We start from the raw sequence: 25,144 nt of genomic DNA on the forward strand, positions 1-25,144 counted from the left end.
CTTTCTTACGGGCAGGGAGGCGGATAGGGTCCGTGCCATGATGTTCGGCTGGCTCAAACAGTATATGCCGCGCAGTCTGTATGCCCGGGCTGTGCTGATCCTGTTGCTGCCGGTTGTGGTCGTGCAACTGGTGGTGACGGTGCTGTTTCTGACACGGCATTTTGAGGATGTCACGCGACAGATGACCGACACTGTGGCGCGCGAACTGCGGCTGGTGATGGATGTGGTTGATGCCGCGCCCGACCGGGCCTCGGTGCCTGACAGGGTGATTACCGAGGTGGGGCGGCTTGCGCTGACGGCGGAACCTGTGCCGGCGGATCAGGTGCCGGAAGAAGACATGCGGCTGTGGTATGACTTTTCCGGTCGGGTGATCCTGCGCGAACTGCCCGAAGACATTGCGGCTCTTCTGGCCATTGATCTTTCCGACGACAGGCGCGTGGATGTCTATACCGACAGCCGGCATGGTCCGGTCCGACTCAGCTTTGACAGACGCCGTATATCGGCATCGAACCCGCATCAGCTCTTTGTGAATATGCTGTTTTTCGGTGGTCTGATCACGGTGATCGCCATTCTCTATCTGCGAAATCAGTTGCGGCCGATCAAGCGTCTGGCGCGGGCGGCTGAGGCCTTCGGACGGGGGCGGCATGAACCCTATTCTCCTTCGGGGGCCAGTGAGGTGCGTGCGGCCGGCAATGCATTTCTTGACATGCGCAGCCGGATTGAACGGCAGATCGAACAGCGGACGCTGATGCTGTCCGGCGTGAGCCATGATCTGCGCACGCCGCTGACGCGCATGCGGCTGAGCCTGTCGATGCTTGATGACGAAGAGCGCGAACCCCTGGAGCGTGACGTTGATGACATGCAGCAGATGCTGGACGCGTTTCTGAACTTCGTCAAAGGCGCCTCGGAAGGCAGCGCGGAGCCCGTTGATCCGCATGCCTTTGTCGCGGAAGCAGTGCAGGAAGCGCGCCGGGCAGGGCGCGAGGTGACGCTTCTGCCCCCTGAGGGAGACGGCGCGGGCCAGGTGACGCTGAACCGTCTCGCGATGCGGCGCGCGATCGACAATCTGATCTCAAACGCGGCCCGGTATGGCGCGAAGGCAGAGGTGTCGGTGATGCTCAGCGATAAATCCCTGCGGATCCGGGTTGAGGACGACGGGCCCGGCATTCCGGCCGAGCGGCGCGAGGAGGCGACACGGCCGTTTTCGCGACTGGATCCGGCGCGCAATCAGGACAGGGGCGGCGGCGTCGGTCTGGGCCTTGCGATTGCGACCGATATCGCCCGGGCGCATGGCGGTGTTTTACGGCTGGGCGAATCCGCCCGTCTGGGCGGGCTGCGGGCGGATATCGTGATTGCGCGGTGACTGAGGCACATTCTGCGCCGACCGTGGGGTCGGACGGGTCAGTCGCCGCTCAGTCGGTCCAGTATCGCCCTTGCATCGAGAAGATCCGGCGTGTCAAAACCTTCGGTGAACTGATCCAGCGTTGTGCGCAGCAAAGTGCACGCATGTTCAGGCTGGCTTACACTCAGACAGTCTGCGAGCGTCGTGGCAACCCGCAACTCCCAGGATAGTGACTGCTGCACCTGCGCGGCCTCATACGCCATTTTCAGTTGCGCTTCTGCCTCCGTCGCACGATCCGATTTCATCAGCACTTTCCCGTAGATGCGCCGCAGTTCGGGAAGGTGCGCATTTTCCCGGTACGTCTCGATCTGACGGATGCTCTGTTCGATCATCTGCAACGCCTTGTCGATATCACCGGTTTCGGCCCGGGCTTCGGCTTCCCGCGTGCGCAGATAGCTGAGCCAGACGCGGTGGCCGGTCTTGTGAAACCGGTGGATCGCGCGGTTCAGCAGATCTGCGCTCTCGTCGTACCGGCCGAGGTGAAAAAGCGCCAGACCGCGGTTAATCGGCACCATGACTTTGGTCATCACCGCAAGACCATGCTGCGTGCCGATGCGCTCCGCCTCATCGGCGCGGTCCATCAGCGATTGCGGATCCCGCAGGTATTCAAAGACCTGGGCGCCAAGCGTGAGCGAGAAAGTCGTATCAAAGGGGTGGCCGCGCCGGCGCGAGTTCTGGTCTTTTTCGTCGCTGACCACACGCGCCTGATCCGGAAAACCGGTCATCCACAGGATCTGTGAGCGGTAAACACCTTCGCCGCTGAAGGGATCGTTGTTGGTTGTCGTGGTGATGTTGTGATGAGCCACAGGATCGTAAAGCCTGCGCACCCGGTCCCCCGATTTAAGAGCCTCGCGAAATTCCCCGCGCCAGAAATACGCCGACGACGACGCTCGATGCCCCATGATCACCAGTTCTTCGTCGCCTTTGGCCTCGCCGATATCAAGCAGTTGCCGCGCGCAGTTCAGCGAAGAGGTCATGTCGCAGACCGAAAAATAATGGATGTTCAGCGTGTTCAGGATCGGCAGAAAGCTGCTGTCGTGATCGAGCGCCTTGGCAAGGGCCAGTGCCGGTTCCAGAATGCCGGCGACCTCAGTTTTGCCCCAGCCATGCTGCGCCATGATCAGCGGGCCGAGTTGTTTGCGCACTTCAAGCTCAAGCTGCTGCACGGCTGCTGAATTGCCCAGCGTACCGACCAGCTTCAGCGCCTTCTCGAAATAGGAGATGCCCTCGACACTCGCAAAGCGCCTGACCGCCATTTCACCGGCTTTTGTGTAATACTCGGCGGCTTTCAGGCTGAGGGATGCCTGCTCGAAATGCTGGGCAAGGATCTCCGGGGCGGACCGTGCGGTCTCGCCGTTCTGCTCTTCAAAACCTTTTGCGATTTTGCCGTGTAAGGCTTTGCGGATACTGCGCAGAAGCGAGTCTCGGGCTGCATCCTGCACAAGCGCATGTTTAAATACATAGCTGGCCGATGGCCCCTGGCCGGACTGATAGGCAAGACCCAGTTCCGTAAGCCGGCTCAGGCCGTTTTCCAGCGCCTGTTCGCTGATCAGATTGAGCGATCTGAGAAAGCTGTGATCAAATTCGCGGCCGATCACGGCACCGATCTGCGCCACTTCCTTGGCCTCCGCCGACCTGTCCAGTCGCGCCATGATGAGCTCGCGCAGCGTGCCGGGAATGCTCAGCGCAATAAGCTCGTCATCTGTTTCGGGCAGCTTGCCGGAGACGGTGTTGCTGATCGTTTCCAGAACGGTCCGGGTCAGCTCTTCCACAAAAAGCGGGACACCTTCGGAGCGCTCGGCAATATGCGAAATGACTTTGGCAGACAGGCTGTTTTCGCTGTCGATGCTGCGGGCAAGCTCCACGCAGTTTGCCGGATCGAGTTTGCCGAGGGTCAGCTGTGTAACGTCCGTTTCCGCGACCCAGGCCGCGTCAAATTCGGGGCGGTGCGTGGCCACGATCATAATGAAACTGTCTTTGACGCGCGACAGCTGATCCATCAGAACGGCGACCGTCGACGGATCGGCCCAGTGAATGTCTTCGTAAAGCAGCACGGTCGGGCCAACGGACCAGTTGCGCGACAACAGCCGCGAAACAAGGGAGCGTGTCTTCTCACCGGCGGCACCTGCGGAGAGTTCAATCGGTCCGAAGCGCGCCTCGTAAGGAACAGACAGCACCGAGGCCAGCAGCCGCACCTCATCCTCGTCGCCGCCGAATTCATCCACGATCAGCAGGGAGATTTTCTGCAGCTTGCGGTCATCCGTGTCGTCGTCCCTGATGCCGGCCAGCTCGCGCAGCTGCGGTTTGAGCGGGTGATAGGCGCTGTTGAAATAAAACGCAGAGCACTGGATGCTGATGGCGCCCACGCCCTGTGCGCGCACCGCAGAGGCAAAGGAGTTCAGCAGGCGGCTTTTACCTATCCCGGGGTCGCCGTTGAGAATAGCGGCCATACCGGTTTCTGATCGCCGGACCGTTTCCCATTTCTTGAGCAGCAGCGCATTTTCACTGTCACGACCGACCATCGCGGGCGCGCTGATCTGCGACCAGGCTGCAAAGCGGGTCTGTGCCATACCGGGGCCGAGCACCCGAAACGTACGGACGGGCGCAGAGAACCCTTTGAATTCGAGACCGCCAAGGTCCTTATACTCAAACCAGCCACGTGCCATGCGCCGGACGTCCTCGCTGACCAGAACGGTGCCGGGGTCAGCGGCTGCTTCGAGGCGTGCGGCAAGGTTGAGGCAATCCCCCGTCAGCCGGTCGCGCCCGGAGCCGACGACTACGATGCCGGAGGCGATCCCGATCCGCACATTGAGCGTTTCGCCGTCTGGCAGGCGAATGGACCGCATCCGCCGGATCATCTCAAGGCTTGTCCGTATTGCACGCTCCGCCTCGCTCTCATGGGCAAAGGGATAGCCGAATATCGCAATGATCCCGTCACCCTGTTTCTGAAAAACATAGCCTTCGTAACGGGATACGCAGATCGTGCAGACGTCTTCATACTGACGTACGATTGCTTCGAGATCTTCGGCATCGATGCGCTGGGAAAGTGCTGTATATCCGACGACATCGCAGAAAAGTGCAACCACCTGCCGCCGTTCGCCTGTGACGACATCAAAATGCTCCTGCGGCGGAGCGGCAGAGGCCGGCTCGTTCAGAAGCGCGTTGAGGATTTTTTTCCGGGGTCCGAGGGCAATGCCGAGCTCTCTGAGATCTTCATCCGTCAGGAGCCGCAGCGCGTCGCCGTCAATTTCGTTTTCCACAAAGGCGGGCAGCAGCCGCTCGAGACCCAGTACGGCAAGCCAGGCCTCCACGTCCGTATGTGGTTCCCCGTCACGGGACATGTTCCGCACCTCCGTGGTTCAGCAGCCAGGCGAGAATGGCCATTCCGGTCCGGACCGGGACCATATCAGACCAGTCGTCGGCGATCTGTAACCCGTTCTTATTGCCCGGGAAGCGCCGTATCAACGGGGCGAGCTCAACTCCGCTCAGATAAGTGACGGGTCCGTCAAACGCGGGATGCGTCACGGTCGGGCGGCTGACCACATACTCCGTGTCCAGTGTCGGCCTGTCGGTCACATCCAGTTCCGGGGCAAGGCGCAGTGTGCCCGTGCTCAGTTCACGAACGCCTGCGGCAGGGGGTGGTTCCGCCACGGGTGTGCCCGCGCGCGGTGTCCAGAAAGGCCCGGGAAAGCGTTCTGCGACGCTGTGGTAATACCCCGCCGCCCACTCTTCGTGCCGCTGCGATGTGCGGCTGAGTGTGTCGCGGTAAAAGGCCATGGCGAGTGCTGCGTCCTGCGGCCTTCGCAGCAGCGTATTGGCGCAGATGGCACCTGCCAGCGCGCCCTGAACGGACTTCTGCACACCGCTCGATGAGACCGGATCGATGGCCAGTGCGGCATCACCGAGGCGGATCATGCACGGTCCGATAACTTCCGTGTCCAGATAGGGGGTGGCATCGGTCGCTCCGGGCCGTCCGCGCAGGCGGGCACCCTGAAGGGTGTCGTCCTGTCCGTATCCGGAGAGCAGCTGCCGCAAACGGTCTGCAGTGTCGCGCCCGGGGCGCCTGCGCAGCTCTGAAGGGTCTGCAAAAATCAGCGTATTATAAAGCCCGCAGGGCAGAGGAACGCCCCAGAACCAGCCACCGGGTCCTGCGCGCAACTGCGGCCCGGGCCCTGCTCCGGGCAGCTCCCAGTAGCCATAAAGGGCAATTGTTTTGTTGTGAGAATAGCGGCGTTTTGCGGCGCGCCCGCCGGATCTCCCGGTGGCGATGGCCAGAAAGTCCGCCGTCAGCGTCACGTCACCTTCCGGGCCGGCGATCTCAAGCTGCCAGTGTCCTCTGTTCCGTCCGGCGCTTATCAGGCGCGCAGGCTGCAGCAGTTCCACCCCTGACCCGCAGGCATGTCGCAGAAGTTCAGCATCAAAGGCGCAGCGGTCCACGGTCAGACCACCGGCGCCCCGCATGTCTCTGAGGGTTGCGGGGCCGTCCCAGTCGATCAGCACCGATGAGACCGGATTGGCGCCACTGGCCTGCGGCACATGCCCGGCACCGGCAACCTGCAGCAGATCCGGCACGCCGGGCGACAGGCTCTCACCGAGGCGGGCGCGCGGGAAATCAGCCATTTCGATCAGGTGAACCCTGTGGCCAAGACCGGCCATCCGCGCGGCGAATACACTGCCCGCAGGTCCACCGCCGATGACCACAACACGCGCCACAGATCAGAGCCCGCCGGTCGTCTGCTCGCGGGAAGACAGACGCAGCCAGGCACCAATGCAGTAATGCAGCCAGCCACGAATGAAATCACAGGCCGGGCGACCACGGCTGATCACCTCGTGATGACAGCCACCACCGCAGAGGTACCTTGCCCAGCAGGTGTTGCAGGGTGCCTGCTGGTGCACGTGCCGGCTGGTGAGCCAGGCGTTGCGGATGTCGGGGTCAATGCCGCCGGTGAGCGTGCCCATTGCGCCCTCTTCGTCGCCGACAAACCGGTGACAGGCCGCAAGATCACCGTCCGCAGAGACGCCAAGGTATCCCGCACCCGCGCCGCAGGGGTAGGGGCGGTGCGTGCCCCTGCCGATTTCATTCAGCGCGTTCAGCATATTGGCGAAAGGGTACCGCTCTCCGGCAAGGGTTTTTTGCTCGAAGACCTCGCCGCATTCGATCATTGCTCCGAGCATGCGCTCAAGGTCGGGACTTTGCATTTCACCCTGACCGTTGGGAGAAGACAGCATCGGCGAAAAGCCGACGTTGTGAAATCCGGCCGAGATAAAGTCATCCAGCGTCGTGGCCAGGTTCAGATTTGCCGGCGTGACCGTAACGCGCGCGCTGACCTGCATCCTGCTTTGCCGGCGCAACAGCGGCGACAGTCGTTTCATGATCGTATCGAATGAACCGCGCCCGCCGCGATAGGGGCGCAGGGCGTCGTGTTGCGCGCGCGGACCATCGAGGCTGACGGTGACGGCAAATCCGTGCTCTTCAAAGAAATCCGCATCATCTTCGTTCAGCAGAGTGCCGTTCGTTGTGATCGAAAACCCTGCTGTCAGGCCGCGTGCTGCGGCCTCCTGTTGTGCATAAAGCGTGGCTTCACGCAGAACCGGGCGGTTTACCAGCGGCTCGCCGCCCAGAAAAGCGATGTTGATCCGCGAGCCGGCGCCGGCCTCCGCCACCAGCAGATCAATCGCGCGCTTTGCGTTTTCAGATGGCATGTTTTTCGGCGTCTGACCAAATTCGCCCTGCCGGGCGTAGCAGTAGGTACAGCCGAGATTGCACTTCTGCGCGATTGCCAGCGAAATCGCCTGCAGCGGTGGGTCCTGCACCGGCGTATCATCCACAAAGGGCGCCCCGTCCAGACCCAGCCGCTGCATCAGCGCTTCAACCGCTGCTCGGTCCTGCGACAGACGCGCTGTCTCAAACTCTGCAAACAACGGCGCTCCGACTTCGAAAATCCGGCTGCCGTCGGCCAGAAAGACATGTCCGCCGGTTTCCGATGGCAGCAGGTGCAGGGCCGGGATCGCGGGCGCCGCGGCCTGCATCATGTCGCGGGCTCTGTCGGCGCTCATTTGCCGTCCTGACTTTCGCCGGGTGCATCGCAGCCGCTGATCTGAAACCGCAGCAGGATCTCCCATCGGCGGAACAGATCATCGTAGTCGATAAGCCGCGAATCCACATAGTCGTCGGGTACGTAGTCTCCGGTGCGGCGGCGCTGCAGCCAGTTATCCCCGCTGCTCAGCCCGTCCGGGCCCATTTCGGCATTCACAAAGTCAGGACGCGCCGAGGCCCAGTAATAACAGGAACATTCGCGGTAATCATTCTGCCAGGGAGAGCACAGGCCCTGGGTCAGTTCCCCTGCATCGGCGAGCGCCCGGGAGATGAGCACGCTCTCATCCACCCCGATGTCACCCTGATCGCCGTCATCAAAGAAGTGCCGTACTTCCAGTTCCATGACGATCTGATTGCGCCGGTCGCCGGGTGTGAAAACCTGATACTCTTTTGCGGGCTCCCGGGTGAAAATGCACCTGACTGTCTTGCCCTGATAGCCGGCAATCACCGGGGCCAGCGCATTCGACCATTCGAGCGGCGCGCGCCCGGCGGGGTTCATGTCTGTCGTCTGCAGGATCATGTTTTTGGGATCGGATGGTGCCGGCCCGACAATCGGCGCGGTGAACTGGATGTATTTCTTCCCGAGCTTTACCGCCATCAGACGATGGCCTGTCAGATTGAAATCCAGCGACGCATCGCAGGTCACCACAAGGTTGTCGTACTCGCGCAGCGTGACACCTGTGAACAACCGGCGCCAGACCGCGCGGAAATCCATCTCAAGCCCCGGACAGCAATTGGCAACAGAGCTTGAGGGTGTGGAACTGATCGGGTTGCCCTGAGGTTTATAACTGATCATCGCTGTGCGGTTTTTAGGCTGCAGCAACGGTTTATCGTCAGAGGCGGGCAGGGGCTCAGGTTCTGCGTTACTGTACCCCAGCAGTGCGGCCGCCCGTTCGATGGTTGCGATCTGGCGATGGGTCAGCGCGAGGTATCCGTTGTCGGCCCCGCACATCATCGCGGGCATTTTACGGCGTCCGTGGTCGGTGAAGTCGGAGACCTCATCGGGACGTCTGATCACATTGGCAAACCAGGCCTCAGAGCCGCCCTTCAGCGCCGCATAGACCTGGGCGTGCAGTTGCGAAATGGCGAGCGTGTCCACGGTCTGTGGCGGCATGACCGGGCGCAGGGCCCGTTCTGTATCTGCGGATTCCTCCTGTGGCATCGAATCGAGTGTCAGCGCGGATCGCCCTTTGAAATCGTTGCCGTTCATCACCGTCAGGTTCATGAAGCGCACGGTTTCAAAGGCCCGGCGCACGATGTCGATGGCACGGGCGCGCGTCATTTCGGGCGCTTCATCGTCTGCGAGGCCAGGGCCTTCAAGGACCTGTTCGAGATCATCCGTGAGGGTGCGCAGGAAGATCGCATCAGGCGCGATATCGGGCGGGCCCGCACAGATCCGCGCCGTCGATGCCGCCAGTGTGCTGCCGTCCGCGGCGGTGATCTTTACGGTGATGAAACCGTCGCAGGAATCGTCGAAATAGCCGCGGCTCACTGCGATATTGTTATTCAGCCAGGACGGTGCGGGCGATGAGATCGCATAGAGAGAGGGTGGCAGCGTCTCGTTGTAGTACCCCAGCTCTTTGAATGCATCGTCGTCGGCATCGAACCCGACCCAGTTGCCTTTTGCATAGATGCGCTGATCCGCGGAGACGACATCACCGTCTGTGATGTCCTTGCCCTCCTCTGCCACCGGTCCGTAGATCCGGCCGGCACCGGGGGTGAACCTGGCGCGGATCTGCGGGAAGTCTTTTGTGGGCCTGATATAGCGCACGCGCCCGAAATCGATGAATCCGTCCGGGGTGAAATTGGGCGCTTTGCCCCGCAGAACCAGCGGGTCATGGCCTTTGCAGGTGCCTTTGAAAGCCACCTTGTCTTTGGGGTCATTTGTTCGGCGAAAGACCTTGTGATTGGCAACCTCAACCGACCATGACACCTCTGCGCCCGCCGGCAGATCGTCTGTGCTCAGGGGTCGCAGCGTGTCGCCGTCGTGAATGAATACTTCCAGAAAGGGCGCAACCGGCCGGATGTGGTCACCATCGCGGAATGTGATCGTGTCGGGCGTGCTCTGGCTGAGGCTGCCATCCGCGGCCACCTCAAATGTCGGCTCAGGCAGAATTTTCCGGTAGCCCAGCGGATCGTCCGGATCGTCACCAAGTGTAAAACTCTCAACAGGCTTTTGCGAAGAACCAAAGCGACCGATTGCGACAGGCGGCAGCAGCCGGATTTTCAGATTGCTCATGTCAGCTGTCCTCTGGTAACGCCGAGACCGGTCAGGATCGCTTCGGTCCAGGCGAGTGTCTGTCTGTCGATCGGCAGTTGCGTGCGCAGATAGGCGGCGGCCGTGTCGTCGTCATCTGACGCCTCGAGCAGTTCTCCGGCCTGCCTGATTGCGGCCTTCACAAGTTCGCGGTGCAGCATCCAGGTCTCGACCTCTGAATGGGGCATGCGCAGATCAAAGGGCGTCTCGAAAGGCGGACCTGCGAAACGTTCGGCATCCTTGCCGGATTCGCCAAGAGGCATCTGCATCAGCAGGTTAGATACGGTTTTGATGTTGTACATTTCCGCAAAGGTCCGGTGGATGAGCATGGTCTCGCGGTCCTGCACGGGCACCCTGTGCTTTGCGCCTGATTTCAGCCGGTGCCCGAGAAAGGCAAGCAGCATCCGGTAGCGGATATTAGCAAACTTCGCCCAGCTGCGCGTTCGGGGATGGGTTATCTGCGTGCTGCCCCTGACGTCTTTGCGGACGGAGGGATTAGAGGCGACATCGCGGGCGGGCCGGAAATCATCGCCCATCTCTTTGAGCTCCTGAAAGATCACCAGAAACCTGTCGAAGTGCGAGATTTCTTCCAGTTCGGCTGTGCCCATATGCGGGGCCTCACCCTGTTCGCTGACAAGCTGCAGCGCTTTGATCGCCTCTGTGCGGGTGCCCACGGGCATCACCAGCATGTTGGTTTCATTCACTGTCTGAATATCGTCTTCCGACGTCTTTTCGGCAGGGCTGCCATCTGCTGTCAGCATCTTCGGCGCCGGCCGGTAACGGCGGCCCCAGTCATCCCAGTCAGCCTGTGCGGAGTAGGTATCTTCCTGAAAGACGCTGTCGGGAATGCGGTCTTCGTCTTTCAGCAGGTTAATGATCTCGGAATAGATAACGTCCACCGAATGAGCCTCGACATCGCGCGGCATGCGCAGATCGACCCGGCGTCTGATCTCGTCATAGTCAAAGCGTTTGTAGAGAATGTATCGTTTCGCCATTGCAGGGTGGATGCGTTTACCACCCGATGTCAGACGCGCAGCATCGGTTTCCAGCGTTTTCAGCGGTGGCGCTTCGGTAAAGGCATAAGCGGCAACGGAGGACAGCGAAAACGGCTCAAGACGAAACGGGAAGGGATAGTATTCGACGTCCCAGGGGAAATTCTGCCGGGCGAGGTTCATCGGCGCGCCCAGCAACCGCAGGAGGTTCTGCACGGTGATGAAATGGCCCATTTCCTCACGCGCGACGGTCAGAATATGGTCCCGCCAGCTTTCCAGCTTTTGCACAACGTCAGGCGGGTGGCCCCGTGTATCGATGGAATAGGCGGCGTAAAGATACTGCACCATAAGGCCGTGCTCGATCTCAGCCCCCACATTCAGAAGCATCACAAGATGATCGCGCCACGAGACTTCCGGAGCCGTCCGGTCGCTGGTTTTTCCGTCGGTTGCTGATCTGGTGTCGTCGGGAGCCATGATGTTGTCCTGTGATGTTTTCTTCAGCACGGATGCGGATATCCGGGCAGCCGGCCGGCGTCAGGCACGGCCTTTGTCACCTCGTCCGGTGCGCGGGCGTAACCCGTTGACGAAACTGAAAATTCGGAAATCGTACCCCACCCGCCGATGTTAGGCCTTAAAGCTGATTCCAATCAACCTCGGAGGACAGACAGCGCAGGCGGACATAACCGCGCAGCCGGGAAAATCTGTTGTCCGGGCCCTGAAAAAATGGCCTGCTGGAAGGGCAACAGCATTTAGGAGCCAATCTGATGACAGATAAACCAGCAGCAGCCAGCACATCGGCATTCACGCGCACGCCCGTGAACCCCGTCAGCTGGGCGACGGAGTACTATAATCAGGGTGAAGTCATTTCGGGGGCCACAAAAACGCTGCGGATCGCTGGCCAGGTTTCTGTGGTGCCGGACCCCGGCAGCGAGTGGGGCGTCAAACCGTCAAAGGCCGGCGACATGCGCGATCAGATGGCGGGGGCACTTGCCGCGCTGGACGACGTGCTGAAAGCGGCGGGCATGCGCCGGGAAAATCTCGCACATATGCAGTTCTTCGTGACGGACATGCAGGCCGGTCTGGGGGCTGTGGATATTCTGATGGACTGGCTCGGCCCGTGCCGCCCGCCGCAGTCCTTCATCGGTGTGTCGGAGCTTTTTATGGACGGGCTTGTGATCGAGATCGAAGGGTCGGCTGTCGCCTGATGCGCGCACCGGCCTTTCCCGGACTGACCGTGCGCCAATGCTGTTCAGGCAGGTGGTTTGCAGTGCTTTGTATTTCCGTTTGCCGATCCGGGAGCCGGTCACGGTCGCGGATTCAGTTTTTCGGGTAATGTCAGATGGAACACAGCCTGAATTTACCTGCCAAACTCCCGGTCTGACAGTGTGTACAGCCGGGATATGAGGATGAAGATTTCAGACACCGGCAACGACTCTGTGCCGGCGATCACGCAGATTTTCCGCATCTTACAGGCAGGGCTCTGGCCGGACGAAAGAGTTCCGGAGGAACCGGGCCATGGCGCAGCGATTGAGGAAACGGCGCAGTGAAGATCTGCTGTCAGAATGGCGCCGGTGTTTAATGGAGGCGTGGCATCGGGGAACCACCCGGCACGGTCAGGCGGTATCCATGCCAGTGGTCTGACGAAAGCGGTTGATGTGGTGGTATGGTAGGCCCGGCAGGACTTGAACCCGCAACCAAAGCGTTATGAGCGCTCTGCTCTAACCAGTTGAGCTACAGGCCCGCCATATCACAGGGGGTAAGGCTGCGGGGCGGCGGCGTCAAGAGCCGCTCTTTGCGATGTCGCGCGTTGCAGTCGGACGTTTTATGTTCTAACCCGCCGTGAGAGACGGCAGCGATGGAGATGCGGGCGATGAGCACACCGAAAAACGGAATGACATATGCCGACGCCGGGGTGGATATCGATGCCGGCAATGCTCTGGTCGACCGCATCAAACCGGCCGCAAAACGGACCACCCGCCCCGGTGTGATGTCCGGTCTTGGCGGGTTCGGCGCTCTCTTTGATCTCAAAGCTGCCGGATATACCGACCCGGTCCTGGTGGCTGCAACAGATGGTGTGGGCACCAAACTGCGTATCGCAATCGATACCGGTCATGTCGACGGCGTGGGTGTCGACCTCGTGGCAATGTGTGTCAACGATCTGGTGTGTCAGGGCGCTGAGCCTTTGTTCTTTCTGGATTATTTTGCGACCGGCGCGCTGGATACTGATAAGGCCGCACGCATCATCGAAGGTATTGCACGTGGGTGTGAAGGTGCCGGATGTGCGCTCATCGGCGGTGAGACGGCCGAGATGCCGGGCATGTATCCGCCCGGTGACTTCGATCTTGCAGGGTTTGCCGTGGGGGCGATGGAGCGCGGCCATGATCTGCCCTCCGGTGTGGTCGCGGGGGACGTTCTGCTGGGGCTGGCCTCGGACGGCGTACATTCCAACGGCTACAGCCTTGTGCGGCGTCTGGTCGAGGTTTCCGGCCTGACCTGGCAGGATGACTGCCCCTGGTCAGGGCAGCCTCTCGGTGCCGATCTGCTGACACCGACACGGCTTTATGTGCGCCCGGCGCTTGCCGCGGTCAGGGCAGGGGGCGTGCACGCGCTGGCCCACATCACCGGCGGCGGGCTGACGGAAAATCTGCCACGCGTGCTGCCCGAAGGGCTCGGTGCAGGGATTGATCTCGACACCTGGGCCGCGCCGCCGGTCTTTGGCTGGATGGCGAAGACGGGTGACATTGCCGAGGCTGAGATGCTGAAAACGTTTAACTGCGGGCTGGGGATGATCCTCGCGGTCGATGCAACAGAGGCCGATGCCCTCACCGCTCTGCTTGCGGACGCGGGCGAAGATGTCACGCGCATCGGTGTGGTGACGGACACCCCCGGCGTGACCTATAAGGGCAGCCTTTTGTGACCAGACGGGTTGCGGTTTTTATCTCGGGTGGCGGATCCAACATGGTGAAGCTGCTGGAGAGCATGACCGGTGATCATCCTGCGCGCCCCTGTGTGGTGTTCTCCAACAACCCGGATGCAGGCGGTCTGGTCCGGGCGCGCGAGCTTGGTGTCCCAACAGAAGCCCTGCCGCATCAGCCCTTTGCCGGGGATCGCCCCTCCTTTGAGGCCGCGATCAGCACAGCTCTCGCGCGGCATGCGCCTGATATCATCTGTCTTGCAGGTTTCATGCGCAAACTAACGGCCGGTTTCACCGACGCCTGGGCGGGAAAGATGCTCAATATCCATCCCTCACTCCTGCCGAAATACAAGGGCCTGCACACGCATTCACGAGCGCTGGAGGCCGGTGACACCGAACACGGCTGCACGGTGCATGAGGTGACGGCCCGGCTGGATGACGGGCCGGTTCTGGGACAGGCCGTGGTGCCGGTGCTGCCGGAGGATACCCCGGATACGCTTGCGGCCCGTGTGCTGACACAGGAGCACAGGCTTTACCCTGCGGTCCTGCGCCGTTTTGCAGCCGGCGACCGCACACCGGTTTATCTGCGAACCTGATCCCTGGGTGGCGCTGCTGCTGGTCTATCCCCGGAAGGTCGTGTAACAGTTCAGCGTCATCGGTTGAGACCGTACCAACAAACAGAAAATGCCCGTATGAGAACGATTACAACGACCGAAGATCTCGCCGGTTTCTGCGCCGAGGCTGCGGAACATGACTATGTCACCGTCGATACCGAATTCCTGCGCGAGCGCACCTATTATTCAAAACTGTGCCTGATCCAGCTGGCGATGCCGGGGGATACGGACGACACCGCCGTGCTGGTTGATCCGCTGGCCGGGGGGCTCTCTCTTGAACCGCTCTACGAGCTTTTCCGCGACACATCGGTGGTCAAAGTGTTTCACGCGGCCCGGCAGGATCTGGAGATCTTTTTTGTCGATGCCGAAGTCTTTCCGGAGCCGCTTTTCGACACCCAGGTCGCAGCGATGGTCTGTGGCTTTGGCGAACAGGTCGGATACGAAACACTTGTGCGCCGGATCGCTAAAAAGCCGCTGGACAAAACATCGCGCTTCACCGACTGGTCGCGACGGCCTCTGACCGACGCGCAGAAAACCTATGCGCTGGCGGATGTGACCCACCTGCGGGTGATCTATGAATTTCTGGCCGCCCGGCTTGAGGAAACAGAGCGCAGCCGCTGGGTGCACGAAGAACTGCAAGTGCTGACCACGCCGGCCACCTATATTGTGGAGCCGCGCGAGGCCTGGCGACGGGTGAAAACACGCACCAGTTCGCCGAAATTTCTTGCCGTGGTGCGCGAGCTCGCGGCCTTTCGGGAAATCTATGCCCAGGAACGGAACATTCCGCGCAACCGGGTTTATAAAGACGACGCTCTGGTCGAGCTTGCGTCAAACAAACCGAAAAACACCGAAGAGCTTGGGCGCGCCCGTCTGCTGCTGCGCGAAGCGCGCCGTGGCGACATTGCCGACGGGATTCTGGCGGCTGTTGCTGCGGGCGTGAGCTGTCCGGCCGATGATATGCCACGCCCTGACCGCAGCCGCGAAAAGCTGCAGGTCAATCCTGCGCTTGCAGATCTGCTGCGGGTGCTGCTGAAGGCCAAAACCGAAAGTGCGGGGGTCGCGGCACGGCTGATCGCCCCGGCCTCTGATCTTGATGCGATCGCAGCGGGTCTTCGGGATGTGCCGGCGCTCAGCGGATGGCGGCTTGAGGTTTTCGGCGAGGATGCGCTGCGCCTGTGCGATGGCCGGATCGCGCTTGCCGCCGAGGGCGCAGACGTGAGGATTGTGCCGCTGGACTGATCAGCGTCTTGCGGTCTGCGCGTTCTGCAGGCCTTCGACGCGGATTGTGCGGGTGCCGGCCAGAGTCTGATCGGACACTTTACGCGCCACGATCACGTCCCGCGTGGCCGGAGCACCGGCGACCTTCGACTGACTGCGCACGGCTTCGAGCGTGTAGGTCATAACGCCCTCAACAGGTAATTCGTCTTCGTTTGCGGGGATCAGACGCACATCATAGACGCCCTGGACCGCCGCACGACCGGTCGCGCGAACAATAATGCCACCGGGCACGCGCTCGACCGCGACTCCGGTTACCGTATCGACCGGAAAGCCGGGATATACGTAGACTTCATCAATACCTGAGAACAGCCCCGCGCGCTCCGGGATCAGCGGATTGTCCCGCTCCACCGGGACCGCCACGGCGGCTGCACCGTCGCCGTCGCCACCGAACCAGTTGAACGGATTGGCCCGTGTGGAACACCCGGACACAACAAGAGACGAAAGAAGAAGAACGGGGACAATCGTGCGCATAAGGCCTGCTGTATTTTGCTGCTTCCCATGGTGTAGCCTGTCCGCGCTGCATTGAAAAGTGCCTGCGCCGGGACTGGACCTTTGCGGATGCGCGACTTAGGTCTGCAGCAGCCGGTAAAGGAGCGATCATGGCGCAGGAGCAATTTGAAGAACTGGTCGGGGATTTTGAATTTCTGGACGACTGGGAAGACCGTTACCGGCTGGTGATCGAGGAAGGTAAGGCGATGACACCGCTGCCCGATGCGCTGAAGGTTCCGGCAACAAAGGTCGATGGCTGCGCCAGCCAGGTCTGGCTGCATGTGATTACCGACGGGGGCAGGGTGCAGTTTGAGGGCGAAAGCGATGCGATGATCGTCAACGGCCTGATTGCGGTGCTGCGCAGGCTTTATAACGGGCTGACGCCGGGAGATGTTGTCGCCGTCGATGCGCGGGCGGAAATGGGCCGTCTGGGGCTTAATGATCACCTGTCTGCACAGCGCTCAAACGGTCTGCGTGCAATGATTGAGCGGATCCGGGAGGTTGCCGCCGGCGCTGCGTGATCCGGCGGAGGCACCGGACGGTGCCACGACATTGTTTAAAATTCCAGGCGGAATTTGGCTGGGACGCAGATGTCAGAGCCGGGCAAGCGCTGTGGACAGATCACCGTAGCCGGTGAACCGGCGTTCAAAAGTAAGCCCCAGACGCCCGGCACAGGCGCGGGCTTTTTCTGTCAGCTCCGGGTCATCGGTCTGGGCCTGATAGACCAGTTTTTCATAATTCCCAAAATACATGTCGCGCAGTTCCGGGTGCCGGTCGAGGCCCATCGGGCGGATCACGAAAGCATCAAACTGGCGCACCAGAAAATCGGTCAGATAAAAGGTGGTGATCTCAGTATCAGCCCTTTCAGCAAAGCGCTCGTTTCCTTCAAAGAAACTGTAACAATGAGGCCCTGCGATCATCTCAACGCCCATCCGGTCGCAGGCAGTCTGTAACTGCCCGCCGGTGCCGCAGTCGGCATAGACCACAAAGATCCTGTCGAAACCCTCTTTGTGCTTTTCCACCAGGCGTTCCACCTCGTCGGCGATCTTTGCGGGATAGAGGTGCAGTTTCGCCGGCAGACAGGTCAGTTCCAGATGGCTCCAGCCGTTGGCCTCACGCAGGTCAATGATCTCGCGTGCGAGCGCCCCGCAGGCGATCAGCAGCACCTTGCCTGTCCGCGCTGCCAGCGGCAGTCCGGCATCTGTCAGGCTTTTATCGCTGATCTGCTGCAAGAGGCGGCCTCCGTGATGTTAAAACGGCCCGCGCCGGGTTTCCGGGGCAGGCCGCAAACCGGTCTGTCCACCCGGTCAGGCAGATTGCTGATTGTGCTTGCGGCCGACCCATTCCTTGGCGGTTTCAACGGCCACAGCCGCATCGCGGCAATAGGCATCGGCACCGATGGCCCGTCCGAATTCCTCGTTGAGCGGCGCGCCGCCCACCAGCACGATATAATCATCACGCACGCCCTGTTCGACCATCGTGTCGATCACGACCTTCATGTAAGGCATTGTGGTGGTCAGCAGGGCGGACATGCCGAGGATGTCGGGGGCTTCTGTTTCCAGCGCTTCCATGTATTTCTCGACCGCGTTGTTGATGCCGAGATCGACAACCTCGAAACCGGCGCCTTCCATCATCATGCCGACGAGGTTCTTGCCGATGTCGTGGATGTCGCCTTTGACTGTGCCGATCACCATCTTGCCCACGCGGGGCGCGCCGGTTTCGGCCAGCAGCGGTTTGAGGATGAACATGCCGCCCTTCATCGCATTGGCGGCCAGCAGCACTTCGGGCACAAAGAGAATACCATCGCGGAAATCGTGTCCGACGATCGTCATACCCCCCACCAGCGCCTTGGTCAGAATATCATAGGGGGCCCAGCCACGCTCTAGCAGGATATTGACGCCTTCTTCGATCTCTTCTTTGAGGCCGTCGTAGAGGTCGTCAAACATCTGCTGGACAAGCTCTTCATCATCCAGTTCTGAGAGAATGATTTCGTCTTCCTGGTCAGACATGCTTTATCCTTTCGGGGCCGTGCAGGGCGCCCTGCTGCTGATCATTTGTGCCAGAACGGCCTGTGACCACTATGCGAATTGCGACACGGATCATGCATTGCGCGACGTCAGCTGCCAAAAACGGGCCGGTGATCCGCCGCAGGGATATTTTTCGGCTCAGAACCCGGCAGTTACCGCGCATAGCGCGTTCCGCGCCCCGGATCAGCGGGAGGCGCGGCGCCGGCGCGATCCGCGACGGGCCGGGGCCTCTCTGACGTCGTCGCCGGTGCCGTCCCCCCGAGACGAGAAGGCTCCCAGCCGGTCGACAATCTCTTCCAGTGCCGGCGGATGGGTCATGGTGCGCGTGTCCAGTGCCTCGCGCATGTGCCGAAGATGTTCGGGCTGGGTGCCGCAGCAGCCGCCGATAACCTGTGCCCCGCAGGCGCGCGCCATCACAGCGTAATCCGCCATCAGTTCCGGTGTGCCGTCATAATGAATATGGCCGTCGTGATATTTGGGAATGCCGGCATTGCCTTTGGCAATCACCGGGCGCTCAGTGCCCTGGGCTTTGAAGCCGAGGACAGTCCGTAGAAGATCAGAGGCGCCTGTGCCGCAGTTCGCGCCGAAGCAAAGGGGCGCCAGATCGCCCAGATCGTCGACCATGCGCACCATATCCGCGCTTGTCAGACCCATCATCGTTCGTCCGGCAGTGTCAAAGCTCATGGTGCCGCACCAGGGCAGGCCTGCCAGGCTGAACCCTTCGGCGGCGGCGCGGTATTCTTCAGGCGCGCTGATTGTCTCAAGCCAGCCGATATCAGCTCCGCCTGCTTTCAGGCCATCGGCGGTCTCGTGGAACATCTCGACGGCCACGGAATGGCTCAGAGCGCCGACGGGCTCCATGATCTCGCCGGTGGGGCCGACGGAACCCGCGACAATTACCGGCCGACCGGCGGTATCTGCGACCTCACGACCGATTTCGGCGGCAACGCGGCTGAGTTCATGGGCGCGTCTGGCAGCATCATGCAGTTTCAGCCGCGATGCATTCGCGCCAAAGGAATTGGTCAGGAAGAGATCGCAGCCGGCATCCACGGCATCTTTGTAAAGGGTCCGGATCCGGTCGGGGTGGTCGGTATTCCACATCTCCGGCGCATCGCCGGACATCAGGCCCATATTGAAAAGATTTGTGCCTGTGGCGCCGTCTGCAAGCAGAAAGCCTTTGTCGGACAGAAGTTTTTCAAAAATGTTCGACATGGGGTGCCCCGATCATTGCACAGGCCTTCCCATCGCAGACCCTGAGGCATGAGGCAAACGCATAATATTCACGATTGTTATGAATATCACTGCATTCCGTCTGGCTTTGGCCGCTGGCCGGACACACAGAGGCCCGGCCAGCGGTCAAAGTTAAGAAGAAACTTCGGTCATGATCTGGGCTTTGGCGACAGCCATCAGCTCAATCATCTTGGACCGGATGGTTGTTTCGTCTGCCCGATCGCCGAGATCGCCCGAAACCTTGCGATAAACGTCCTCGTCGCCGGCCTCTTCAAAATCCGCCTTCACGACCTCTTTGGCGTATTCGGATGCGGCATCGCCGGACTTGCCCATCAGATCAGCCGCCCAGAGCCCCAGAAGTTTGTTGCGGCGCGCTTCTGCCTTGAACTGCATCTCGGCATCGTGGGCGTATTTGTTCTCAAAGGCGTTTTCGCGGTCGTCAAAGGTGCTCATCAGATGTCTCCTGCTGGGGCTTGTGTCTTTGTGCGACAGATATGCGGACTTACGCGCTGCTGTGCAAGTGGCGCTGTCTTGCAGCATGCCCGGGCTTGCACTAAGAGAGGCGCAAGCGGGGCCTGGCTGGCAGTGCCTCTTTTTGAAAGGACGCCCATGGCCCGGCGCAAGAAAATCTACGAAGGCAAAGCGAAAATTCTTTATGAAGGCCCTGAGCCGGGTACGATCGTGCAGCACTTCAAAGATGATGCGACCGCCTTTAACGCCGAGAAAAAAGCCGTAATCGAAGGCAAGGGTGTTCTCAACAACCGTCTGTCCGAATTTTTCATGACCGGCCTGGGGCAGATCGGCGTGCCTACCCATTTCATCAAACGCCTCAACATGCGCGAGCAGCTTGTGCGCAGCGTCGAGATTGTGCCGCTTGAGATTATCGTGCGCAATTATGCCGCCGGCACGATGTCGAAACGTCTCGGGATCGAAGAGGGCACACAGCTGCCGCGCCCGATCGTGGAATACTGTTATAAAGACGACAAACTGGGCGACCCGCTGGTCACCGAAGAGCATATCGCCGCCTTTGGCTGGGCCAGCCAGCAGGATATGGACGATATTCTCAGCCTTGCGCTGCGGGTCAATGACTTCCTCTCCGGTGTGATGATGGCAGTGGGAATCCGTCTGGTCGATTTCAAAATTGAGGTCGGGCGGGTCTATGACGGTGATTTCCAGCGCCTGATCGTGGCGGATGAGATCAGCCCCGACAGCTGCCGGCTCTGGGACATCGAAACCGGGCAGAAACTCGACAAAGATGTTTTCCGACGCGATCTGGGCAGCCTTACGGATGCCTATACGGAAGTGGCGCAGCGTCTGGGCGTCATGCCGCGCAACCAGCCCGGCGTGACCAAACCCACGCTGATCAACTGACGCCGGGCATCGGATCTGAGTATTTCCGGCCCGAAGAAACGAAGAGGGATACGATCACGATGAAAGCTCGTGTGCATGTGATGCTGAAAAACGGGGTGCTGGATCCGCAGGGCGAGGCGGTCCGGCATGCTCTGGGAGCGCTGGGATTTGACGGCGTAAAGGGCGTGCGTCAGGGCAAGGTTATTGAGCTTGATCTGGCCGATGGCACATCCGAGGCCGAAGTGACCGCGATGTGTGAAAAGCTGCTCGCGAATACGGTGATCGAATCCTACTCGGTGGAGATTGCCTGATGCACGCGGCGGTGGTGGTGTTCCCCGGATCCAACTGTGACCGCGATCTGGCCGTCGCCTTTGAGGCCGCCGGCGCAAAAGTGTCGATGGTCTGGCACAAAGACACGGACCTGCCCGATGGTGTGGACATTGTCGGTGTCCCGGGCGGGTTCTCCTTTGGCGACTATCTGCGCTGTGGCGCGATTGCGGCCAATTCGCCGGTCTGCAGGTCGGTGGCCGCACATGCCGGTCGCGGTGGTTATGTGCTGGGCATCTGCAACGGGTTTCAGGTGCTGACCGAAACCGGTCTGCTGCCGGGCGCGCTGTTGCGGAATGCCGGGTTGAAATACATCTGCCGGACTGTCGGACTGAAAGTGCGGACCTCTGCGTCGCCTTTCACCGCCGGATACAATGCCGGTGACCTGGTGCAGATCCCGATTGCGCATCACGACGGAAATTACTTTGCGGATGACGAGACCATCGCGATGCTGCAGGGCGAAGACCGCATCGCGTTTTCCTACACAGACAACCCCAACGGGGCGCGGGCAGATATTGCCGGGATCCTGTCGGAAAACCGTCGCGTGCTGGGCATGATGCCGCATCCGGAACGGGCTGCTGACCCGGTGCATGGCGGCACCGACGGGCAGGCGCTCTTCCGCGCACTGACTTCAACGCTGGCTGAGGTCTGACTTGAGCCCGGACCGGGCTTTGACGTAGTCTGAGCCCATGGACAGTGAGACCTCTCCCGATCGTGAGACCATGAGCAATACCTGGCGGATCCGGGTCGTTGTGGTCATCCTGATCGTGCTGGCCGTGACGGTCGTTTCCGTCACGAACAAGCTGCTGACTGACAGGTTTACCGAAAGCACGCGCAACCGGGCCGAACTCAGGCTGGCGCTTTACAGCGGCAACCTGCTGTCGGAACTGCGCCAGAACGCGATTGTGCCGCAGTTGCTCGCGCGCGATCCTGAGCTGATCAACGCGCTGAACTCACAGGATTATACCGCATCGACACGGCGGCTTATCTCCTTTGTGGATGAGATCGGGGCGGCCTCACTTATGCTGCTTGATATTGACGGACGCACGGTGGCGGCCACGGACCGTAACCGGCTCGGCTCCACCCACCGCGCAGAGGGATATTTTGTCGATGCGATCCGTTCCAGTGCCACGCTCTTTACCGTGTCACAGCGCGAAACCGGGGCCTATGTCTTTGTCTATTCGCGGCGGGTGCTCTCGGGCTCGGATGTGATCGGCGTAATCATGGTCGAGGTCGATCTGCAGAAGTTTGAGAGCGCCTGGGCCGGGATTTCGGATGCGGTGATCGTCACCGACAGCACCGGAACGATCATCCTGACCACCGAGCCGCGCTGGCGCGGGCGCACCGAAGAGGTCGCACTTGCGCGACAGACCCCGCAGAACGCGATCCAGCGCGCGATCCAGGCCACTGCGGACTGGACAGCACTTCCCCCCGATGCCTGGCTGCAGGGCGAAGCGGTGATGCGGCTTGAAAGCAGGATCCCCTTCCGGGGCTGGCGCATGGCGTCCTTCACCACCTATGCCTCGGTGCGCGAGCGGGTCAACGGCGTTCTGGCGCTGGAAATCATGGGCTTTGCGATTCTCCTTGCCCTGACGTTCTATGCGCTGAGCCGGCGCACCGCGTTGCGCATGGCTCTCTTTCAGCGGGAATCAGCCGAGCTCAGAGCACTCAATATTGCGCTGCAGCGGGAAATCGCCGAGCGCAAAAGGGTGCAGGAAACCCTCGCCGTGGCCGAGCAGACGCTTGAGCAGTCGAGCAAACTCGCAGCCCTGGGCGAGATGTCGGCCGCTGTCAGTCATGAGCTCAACCAGCCGCTGGCAGCAATGAAAACTTATCTCGCCGGTGCACGGCTTCTGTTGCGGCGCAACCGTCCCGAAGAGGCGCTGTCCTCCTTTGGCCGGATTGATGATCTCATCGAACGAATGGGCGGGATCACCCGGCAGCTCAAATCCTATGCGCGCAAGGGTCAGGAGGCGTTTTCCCCTGTAGATATGGGTACAGCGCTTGCCTCAAGCCTGTCGATGATGGAGCCACAGCTGCGCCAGCGGCACGTGCAGATCACCCGTGCGGTACCGGATGCTCCGGTGATGGTGATGGGCGACCGGCTGCGCATTGAGCAGGTAATGGTGAACCTCTTGCGCAATGCCATCGACGCCACCAAATCAGAAAGACAACCGCGCGTGGAGGTCATGCTGGTGGCCGGAGAGACTGCAACTCTGACTGTCCGGGACAATGGTCCGGGGATCGAAGATCTGGATGCGCTCTTTGAGCCTTTCTACACCACCAAGCAGCCCGGTGACGGGGTTGGCTTGGGTCTTGCCATCTCGTCGGGTATTGTTAACGACCTGGGCGGACGGCTCACTGCGCGGAACGGACAGGCGGGTGGGGCGGTTTTTGAATTACAGCTGCCGATTATGGACAGCGACGAAAGTAAAGAAGCGGCGGAGTAAACTATGGCTCAGGCGATGAAGATTGCGATTGTGGATGATGAACAGGACATGCGTCAGTCCATCAGCCAGTGGCTCGCACTGTCGGGATATGACACAGAAACCTTTGGCAGCGCCGAAGATGCGCTCAAGGTGCTGGGGCCGGATTATCCGGGCATCGTGATCTCGGACATCCGGATGCCGGGCATGGACGGGATGCAGTTCCTCAAAAAACTGATGGGCAATGATTCAGCACTGCCGGTCATTATGATTACCGGGCACGGCGATGTGCCGATGGCGGTCGAGGCGATGCGTGTCGGTGCCTATGATTTTCTGGAAAAACCGTTCAACCCGGACCGCATGAGCGAACTGGCGAAAAAAGCCACCGGGGCGCGGCGTCTCGTGATGGACAATCGCGCGCTGCGCCGGGAACTGAGCGATGGTGGGCAGATCATGAAAAAGCTCATCGGCCAGTCGCCGGTGATGGAGCGGCTGCGCGAGGATATTCTCGATCTCGGCCAGGCGGACGGTCATGTGCTGATCGACGGCGAGACCGGGACAGGCAAAACGCTTGTGGCACATGCGCTGCATGCGGTTGGCAGCCGCGCGGGCAAGAAGTTCGTGCTGGTCAGCTGCAGCGCTTTTGAGGAAGAAGCCCTCTCCAAGCGTCTTTTCGGGCCGATGCAGCCTGAGGACGCACAGCTGCCCGCCATTGAAGAAGCCCGTGGCGGCACACTGGTTCTTGAAGACATCGAAGCACTGTCGGAAAGCATGCAGGCGCGCCTGCTGAGCGTGATTAACGAACAGGGCACACCCGCAGAAACGCGCATCGTCGCAATCTCCAATCTGCAGGAGGCCGGGCGCACCTCTGAGGACGCGCTGCGGTCCGATCTTTTCTACCGGCTTGCAGCACTGCGGATTACTGTGCCGCCGCTGCGCGCGCGGGGCGAGGACATTCTGACGCTGTTCACCCGTCTCAGCGAACAGTTCTCGGATGAATACGGCTGTGACGCGCCCAAGGTCTCCGCTCAGGAAGCGGCGCAGCTTTTGCAGGCGCCGTGGCCTGGCAATGTGCGACAGCTGATCAATGTGGCGGAACGCGCTGTGCTCCAGTCACGGCGCGGGGCGGGGACCATTGCCTCGCTTCTGATGACCGATCACGATGAGATGCAGCCGGTGATGACAACCGAGGGCAAACCGCTCAAAGAGTACGTCGAGGCGTTTGAGCGCATGCTGATCGATAACACCATGCGTCGCCACCGCGGGTCGATCTCCAGCGTGATGGACGAGCTGTGCCTGCCGCGCCGGACTCTGAATGAGAAAATGGCGAAATATGGTCTGCAGCGGTCCGATTATCTCTGACGCACAAAAATAAGCATCTGCACGATTTCCCGGCAGGGTTGAGGTGCGTGGTTCAGATTGACCATTGTGTTTTCCCTGCGGAACGCATTATCTAGGAGAACGAGGAGGCGCGCCCGACAGGGCCGCTCTTCTGTGAGTTTCGCTGCTTTGTCTTCTGTGCACTGACGCAGGATGAACCAGGCAGACCGATTGGGCCCTTACCGGCCGACGAACCGCTGACGTGTTTCAGGGCCGTAAGCCCCGGGACGCACAGTATATAAATGGATGCGAGGCCGCAAAACGCGTGCCCGTGTCGGAGAAGAACCGCGATGACGCGCGCAAGAGCACTGAGCAGACACCCCCTTGCCCCACCGGGCCGGATGTCGCCTGCGTCACAGAT

22 protein-coding genes and 1 tRNA gene are annotated in these 25,144 nt (G+C 60.8%); 12 read left to right on the forward strand and 11 right to left on the reverse strand.

Going from position 1 to position 25,144, the window contains the following annotated elements; translation table 11 throughout:
* Nucleotides 1-37 precede the first annotated feature (37 nt).
* The gene (locus tag G3256_RS07645) at nt 38-1,363 is read left to right on the forward strand and encodes an ATP-binding protein (RefSeq protein ID WP_169640251.1); all 1,326 of its coding nucleotides are present in this window, start codon (nt 38-40) and stop codon (nt 1,361-1,363) included.
* Nucleotides 1,364-1,401: 38 nt separating this feature from the next.
* On the opposite strand, the gene G3256_RS07650 is transcribed toward G3256_RS07645, so the two are convergent.
* The 5 genes from G3256_RS07650 to G3256_RS07670 are packed head-to-tail and all read right to left on the reverse strand — an operon-like array spanning nt 1,402 to nt 11,222.
* Nucleotides 1,402-4,743: an ATP-binding protein gene (locus tag G3256_RS07650; protein ID WP_169640252.1), complete on the reverse strand. Its 3,342-nt coding sequence runs from the start codon at nt 4,741-4,743 to the stop codon at nt 1,402-1,404.
* Nucleotides 4,733-6,115, reverse strand: a complete 1,383-nt coding sequence (gene qhpG, locus G3256_RS07655) for a flavin-dependent monooxygenase QhpG (RefSeq protein WP_169640253.1) — start codon at nt 6,113-6,115, stop codon at nt 4,733-4,735. The genes G3256_RS07650 and qhpG overlap by 11 nt, the downstream gene beginning before the upstream one ends.
* 3 nt (nt 6,116-6,118) lie before the next feature.
* Nucleotides 6,119-7,459, reverse strand: a complete 1,341-nt coding sequence (locus G3256_RS07660) for a radical SAM/SPASM domain-containing protein (protein WP_169640254.1) — start codon at nt 7,457-7,459, stop codon at nt 6,119-6,121.
* Nucleotides 7,456-9,738, reverse strand: coding sequence for a hypothetical protein (locus G3256_RS07665; protein ID WP_169640255.1), 2,283 nt, complete (start codon nt 9,736-9,738; stop codon nt 7,456-7,458). The genes G3256_RS07660 and G3256_RS07665 overlap by 4 nt, the downstream gene beginning before the upstream one ends.
* Nucleotides 9,735-11,222 (reverse strand): ferritin-like domain-containing protein, encoded by a 1,488-nt coding sequence (locus G3256_RS07670; RefSeq protein ID WP_169640256.1) that lies wholly within the window; start codon nt 11,220-11,222, stop codon nt 9,735-9,737. Before G3256_RS07670 ends, G3256_RS07665 begins: the two co-directional genes overlap by 4 nt.
* 290 nt (nt 11,223-11,512) lie before the next feature.
* Here G3256_RS07670 and G3256_RS07675 point away from each other — a divergent pair, with 290 nt between their 5' ends.
* Complete coding sequence (locus G3256_RS07675; RefSeq protein ID WP_169640257.1) at nt 11,513-11,953, forward strand: RidA family protein; 441 nt, start codon at nt 11,513-11,515, stop codon at nt 11,951-11,953.
* 201 nt (nt 11,954-12,154) lie between these two features.
* A complete protein-coding gene (locus tag G3256_RS07680) occupies nt 12,155-12,295 on the forward strand; it encodes a hypothetical protein (RefSeq protein WP_169640258.1) in 141 nt (46 codons plus the stop codon).
* A 117-nt stretch (nt 12,296-12,412) separates the two neighbouring features.
* On the opposite strand, the gene G3256_RS07685 is transcribed toward G3256_RS07680, so the two are convergent.
* Nucleotides 12,413-12,489: transfer RNA gene (locus tag G3256_RS07685), tRNA-Ile, on the reverse strand.
* 129 nt (nt 12,490-12,618) lie between these two features.
* Here G3256_RS07685 and purM point away from each other — a divergent pair.
* The 3 genes from purM to rnd all read left to right on the forward strand — a co-directional run bounded on the left by purM (nt 12,619) and on the right by rnd (nt 15,515).
* Nucleotides 12,619-13,665: a phosphoribosylformylglycinamidine cyclo-ligase gene (gene purM, locus G3256_RS07690; RefSeq protein WP_169640259.1), complete on the forward strand. Its 1,047-nt coding sequence runs from the start codon at nt 12,619-12,621 to the stop codon at nt 13,663-13,665.
* On the forward strand, nt 13,662-14,258 hold the full coding sequence (purN, locus tag G3256_RS07695; protein ID WP_169640260.1) for a phosphoribosylglycinamide formyltransferase: 597 nt from the start codon (nt 13,662-13,664) through the stop codon (nt 14,256-14,258). Before purM ends, purN begins: the two co-directional genes overlap by 4 nt.
* Nucleotides 14,259-14,354: 96 nt before the next feature.
* Nucleotides 14,355-15,515, forward strand: a complete 1,161-nt coding sequence (gene rnd, locus G3256_RS07700) for a ribonuclease D (RefSeq protein WP_169640261.1) — start codon at nt 14,355-14,357, stop codon at nt 15,513-15,515.
* On the opposite strand, the gene G3256_RS07705 is transcribed toward rnd, so the two are convergent.
* Complete coding sequence (locus tag G3256_RS07705) at nt 15,516-16,025, reverse strand: hypothetical protein (protein WP_169640262.1); 510 nt, start codon at nt 16,023-16,025, stop codon at nt 15,516-15,518.
* A 128-nt stretch (nt 16,026-16,153) separates the two neighbouring features.
* Here G3256_RS07705 and G3256_RS07710 point away from each other — a divergent pair, with 128 nt between their 5' ends.
* On the forward strand, nt 16,154-16,564 hold the full coding sequence (locus G3256_RS07710; protein WP_169640263.1) for a SufE family protein: 411 nt from the start codon (nt 16,154-16,156) through the stop codon (nt 16,562-16,564).
* A gap of 72 nt (nt 16,565-16,636) precedes the next feature.
* Here the strand turns inward: G3256_RS07710 and G3256_RS07715 are convergent, their stop codons facing one another.
* The 4 genes from G3256_RS07715 to G3256_RS07730 form a co-directional block, all read right to left on the reverse strand.
* On the reverse strand, nt 16,637-17,275 hold the full coding sequence (locus G3256_RS07715; RefSeq protein WP_169640264.1) for a DUF1638 domain-containing protein: 639 nt from the start codon (nt 17,273-17,275) through the stop codon (nt 16,637-16,639).
* 75 nt (nt 17,276-17,350) lie between these two features.
* The gene (locus tag G3256_RS07720) at nt 17,351-18,052 is read right to left on the reverse strand and encodes a corrinoid protein (protein ID WP_169640265.1); all 702 of its coding nucleotides are present in this window, start codon (nt 18,050-18,052) and stop codon (nt 17,351-17,353) included.
* A gap of 201 nt (nt 18,053-18,253) precedes the next feature.
* Nucleotides 18,254-19,282 carry a betaine--homocysteine S-methyltransferase gene (gene bmt / locus G3256_RS07725; RefSeq protein ID WP_169640266.1) on the reverse strand — a complete coding sequence of 343 codons (1,029 nt, stop codon included), beginning with the start codon at nt 19,280-19,282 and terminating at the stop codon, nt 18,254-18,256.
* 150 nt (nt 19,283-19,432) lie between these two features.
* On the reverse strand, nt 19,433-19,753 hold the full coding sequence (locus tag G3256_RS07730) for a DUF1476 domain-containing protein (protein WP_169640267.1): 321 nt from the start codon (nt 19,751-19,753) through the stop codon (nt 19,433-19,435).
* A 156-nt stretch (nt 19,754-19,909) separates the two neighbouring features.
* On the opposite strand from G3256_RS07730, the gene purC reads away from it, so the two are divergent.
* Genes purC through G3256_RS07755 form a run of 5 tightly spaced genes read left to right on the forward strand, consistent with a single transcriptional unit; the run spans nt 19,910 to nt 24,765 of the window.
* A complete protein-coding gene (gene purC / locus G3256_RS07735) occupies nt 19,910-20,671 on the forward strand; it encodes a phosphoribosylaminoimidazolesuccinocarboxamide synthase (RefSeq protein WP_169640268.1) in 762 nt (253 codons plus the stop codon).
* Between the two features lie 59 nt (nt 20,672-20,730).
* Nucleotides 20,731-20,961, forward strand: a complete 231-nt coding sequence (gene purS, locus G3256_RS07740; protein WP_169640269.1) for a phosphoribosylformylglycinamidine synthase subunit PurS — start codon at nt 20,731-20,733, stop codon at nt 20,959-20,961.
* Nucleotides 20,961-21,629 carry a phosphoribosylformylglycinamidine synthase subunit PurQ gene (purQ, locus tag G3256_RS07745; RefSeq protein WP_169640270.1) on the forward strand — a complete coding sequence of 223 codons (669 nt, stop codon included), beginning with the start codon at nt 20,961-20,963 and terminating at the stop codon, nt 21,627-21,629. The genes purS and purQ overlap by 1 nt, the downstream gene beginning before the upstream one ends.
* 37 nt (nt 21,630-21,666) lie before the next feature.
* Complete coding sequence (locus G3256_RS07750) at nt 21,667-23,427, forward strand: sensor histidine kinase (protein WP_169640271.1); 1,761 nt, start codon at nt 21,667-21,669, stop codon at nt 23,425-23,427.
* Nucleotides 23,428-23,430: 3 nt separating this feature from the next.
* Nucleotides 23,431-24,765 (forward strand): sigma-54-dependent transcriptional regulator, encoded by a 1,335-nt coding sequence (locus tag G3256_RS07755; RefSeq protein WP_169640272.1) that lies wholly within the window; start codon nt 23,431-23,433, stop codon nt 24,763-24,765.
* Nucleotides 24,766-25,144 lie beyond the last annotated feature (379 nt).

Source organism: Roseobacter ponti (assembly GCF_012932215.1).
GTDB lineage: Bacteria > Pseudomonadota > Alphaproteobacteria > Rhodobacterales > Rhodobacteraceae > Roseobacter > Roseobacter ponti.

Bases quoted from the DNA above. Each gene is read 5' to 3' on its own strand.
- G3256_RS07645 (WP_169640251.1), top strand. From the start codon at position 38: ATGATGTTCGGCTGGCTCAAACAGTATATGCCGCGCAGTCTGTATGCC.
- G3256_RS07650 (WP_169640252.1), bottom strand. From the start codon at position 4,743: ATGTCCCGTGACGGGGAACCACATACGGACGTGGAGGCCTGGCTTGCC.
- G3256_RS07660 (WP_169640254.1), bottom strand. From the start codon at position 7,459: ATGAGCGCCGACAGAGCCCGCGACATGATGCAGGCCGCGGCGCCCGCG.
- G3256_RS07665 (WP_169640255.1), bottom strand. From the start codon at position 9,738: ATGAGCAATCTGAAAATCCGGCTGCTGCCGCCTGTCGCAATCGGTCGC.
- G3256_RS07670 (WP_169640256.1), bottom strand. From the start codon at position 11,222: ATGGCTCCCGACGACACCAGATCAGCAACCGACGGAAAAACCAGCGAC.
- G3256_RS07675 (WP_169640257.1), top strand. From the start codon at position 11,513: ATGACAGATAAACCAGCAGCAGCCAGCACATCGGCATTCACGCGCACG.
- G3256_RS07680 (WP_169640258.1), top strand. From the start codon at position 12,155: ATGAAGATTTCAGACACCGGCAACGACTCTGTGCCGGCGATCACGCAG.
- purM (WP_169640259.1), top strand. From the start codon at position 12,619: ATGAGCACACCGAAAAACGGAATGACATATGCCGACGCCGGGGTGGAT.
- rnd (WP_169640261.1), top strand. From the start codon at position 14,355: ATGAGAACGATTACAACGACCGAAGATCTCGCCGGTTTCTGCGCCGAG.
- G3256_RS07705 (WP_169640262.1), bottom strand. From the start codon at position 16,025: ATGCGCACGATTGTCCCCGTTCTTCTTCTTTCGTCTCTTGTTGTGTCC.
- G3256_RS07710 (WP_169640263.1), top strand. From the start codon at position 16,154: ATGGCGCAGGAGCAATTTGAAGAACTGGTCGGGGATTTTGAATTTCTG.
- G3256_RS07720 (WP_169640265.1), bottom strand. From the start codon at position 18,052: ATGTCTGACCAGGAAGACGAAATCATTCTCTCAGAACTGGATGATGAA.
- bmt (WP_169640266.1), bottom strand. From the start codon at position 19,282: ATGTCGAACATTTTTGAAAAACTTCTGTCCGACAAAGGCTTTCTGCTT.
- G3256_RS07730 (WP_169640267.1), bottom strand. From the start codon at position 19,753: ATGAGCACCTTTGACGACCGCGAAAACGCCTTTGAGAACAAATACGCC.
- purC (WP_169640268.1), top strand. From the start codon at position 19,910: ATGGCCCGGCGCAAGAAAATCTACGAAGGCAAAGCGAAAATTCTTTAT.
- purS (WP_169640269.1), top strand. From the start codon at position 20,731: ATGAAAGCTCGTGTGCATGTGATGCTGAAAAACGGGGTGCTGGATCCG.
- purQ (WP_169640270.1), top strand. From the start codon at position 20,961: ATGCACGCGGCGGTGGTGGTGTTCCCCGGATCCAACTGTGACCGCGAT.
- G3256_RS07750 (WP_169640271.1), top strand. From the start codon at position 21,667: ATGGACAGTGAGACCTCTCCCGATCGTGAGACCATGAGCAATACCTGG.
- G3256_RS07755 (WP_169640272.1), top strand. From the start codon at position 23,431: ATGGCTCAGGCGATGAAGATTGCGATTGTGGATGATGAACAGGACATG.